The following is a 1,740-nucleotide window of genomic DNA, read 5'->3' as shown; positions in this document are numbered from 1 at the left end:
CGCGCACGTGCCCACGCGCACGCCGCCTGACCGGAAGGCGCACAGGACGGGGCGGCGATCAGGCGCGGGTGGCGGCGATCAGGAACTCGCGGTTGCCCTCCGGGCCGGTGATCGGGCTGTCGGCGAGGCCGAGCACGCGCCAGCCCGGGAGGGCACGCCACCACGTCTCGATCATCGCGCACACCGCGCGGTGCACGGCCGCATCGCGCACCACGCCCTTTGACCCCACCTGCCCGGCGCCTGCCTCGAACTGCGGCTTGATCAGCGCGACGGCCCAGGCATCCGGCCCGCACAACGCGAGCGGCGCCGGCAGCACGGTGCGCAGGCCGATGAAGCTCGCGTCGCAGACCAGCGCCCCGGCCGTCTCGCCGATCGCGGCGGCATCGAGGTAGCGGGCGTTGCAGCGCTCGTGCACGACCACGCGCGGATCGCTGCGCAGCTTCCACGCCAGCTGGCCGTGGCCGACATCGACCGCGTGCACGCGCGCCGCGCCGTGCGCCAGCAGCACGTCGGTGAAGCCGCCCGTCGACGCCCCGATATCGAGGCACACGCGCCCGGCCGGCGACAGGCCGAACGCGGCGATCGCATGCGCGAGCTTCAGCCCGCCGCGCGACACCCATGGATGGTCCTGCCCGCGCACCGACAGCGGAGCGTCCACCGCAAGCGCGTCGCCCGCCTTCGCCACCCGCCGTTCGCCGCTGTAGACGAGGCCGGCCAGGATCAGCGCCTGCGCGCGCGCGCCGCTTTCGGCGAGGCCGCGTTCGACCAGCAGATGGTCGGCGCGACGCTTCAGCGACGGGGCGCCGTCATGTCGGGCCATCCATCGGCCGGGTGCCGAGGCTGCCGTCCGCCCGCTCCACGATGGCGGCGACGCGCGCCTCCGCCTCGGCGAGCTTGGCCTCGCAGTGCCGGCGCAGGGCCGCGCCGCGCTCATAGGCGCCGATCGCATCGGCGAGCCGCTGCTGTCCGCTCTCGAGCTTGCGCACGATCCCTTCGAGCTCTGCCAGCGCGTCCTCGAACGCCAGCGTCGCCACGTCGGCGGGAATGGGTGCGGCGTCGGCGGGGGCGGGTGCGGCGGGATCGGCGGCGGATTTCGGCATGCGGCGTCTCGTGGATCAGGCCCGCATCAGCGCGCGCACATGCGCGGCCGCGCTGTCGGCCAGGGCTGCGAGGTCATAGCCGCCTTCGAGCACGGAGACGAGCCGGCCGCGGCAGACCGCGTCGGCGACCGCCAGGATCTCCGTCGTGATCCAGCCGAAATCCGCCGTCTCCAGCAGCAATTCGGCCAGCGGATCGGCCTTGTGCGCGTCGAACCCGGCCGAGACGATGATCAGGTCGGGGCCGAAGGCGCGCAGCGCCGGCAGGATGTGATCGGCCCAGGCGGTGCGGAACGTGCCGCTACCGCTCCCGGGCGGCAGCGGGGCGTTGACGATGTTGCCCACGCCGCGTTCGCTGGCGCGACCGGTACCGGGGTAGCAGGGAAACTGGTGGCTGGAGCCATAGAACAGCGCGGGGTCGGCACGGAACGCCGCCTGGGTGCCGTTGCCGTGGTGGACGTCGAAATCCAGCACCGCGACCCGCTCCGCGCCCCACGCCGTCCGGGCATGCATCGCGGCAATGGCGGCGTTGCTGAACAGGCAGAAGCCCATCGCCCGGTCGGGCTCGGCGTGATGGCCGGGCGGACGCACGGCGGCGAAGGCGTTGTCGGCCTCACCGCCGAGCACGGCGTCCACGCCGCGC

Annotated in this window: 3 protein-coding genes; all 3 read right to left on the bottom strand. The window is 74.2% G+C overall.

Features of this window, described 5'->3' with window-relative positions:
- Nucleotides 1-58 precede the first annotated feature (58 nt).
- Nucleotides 59-820 carry a TlyA family RNA methyltransferase gene (locus B8460_RS13130; RefSeq protein WP_048862057.1) on the bottom strand — a complete coding sequence of 254 codons (762 nt, stop codon included), beginning with the start codon at nucleotides 818-820 and terminating at the stop codon, nucleotides 59-61.
- Nucleotides 807-1,100, bottom strand: a complete 294-nt coding sequence (locus B8460_RS13125; protein WP_048862056.1) for an exodeoxyribonuclease VII small subunit — start codon at nucleotides 1,098-1,100, stop codon at nucleotides 807-809. Before B8460_RS13125 ends, B8460_RS13130 begins: the two co-directional genes overlap by 14 nt.
- A 15-nt stretch (nucleotides 1,101-1,115) precedes the next feature.
- Nucleotides 1,116-1,740, bottom strand: a 625-nt coding sequence (locus tag B8460_RS13120; protein WP_048862055.1) for a histone deacetylase family protein, incomplete at its 5' end; no start/stop codon positions are given.

It is taken from the genome of Acidisphaera rubrifaciens HS-AP3 (assembly GCF_000964365.1).
GTDB classification, from domain to species: Bacteria; Pseudomonadota; Alphaproteobacteria; order Acetobacterales; family Acetobacteraceae; genus Acidisphaera; species Acidisphaera rubrifaciens.
The sequence above is the reverse complement of the archived record's forward strand: the minus strand, read 5'-3'. Positions and strand labels throughout refer to the sequence as shown.

What these genes read in the sequence shown, in the direction of transcription:
- B8460_RS13130 (WP_048862057.1), bottom strand. Translation starts at nt 820, where the DNA reads ATGGCCCGACATGACGGCGCCCCGTCGCTGAAGCGTCGCGCCGACCAT.
- B8460_RS13125 (WP_048862056.1), bottom strand. Translation starts at nt 1,100, where the DNA reads ATGCCGAAATCCGCCGCCGATCCCGCCGCACCCGCCCCCGCCGACGCC.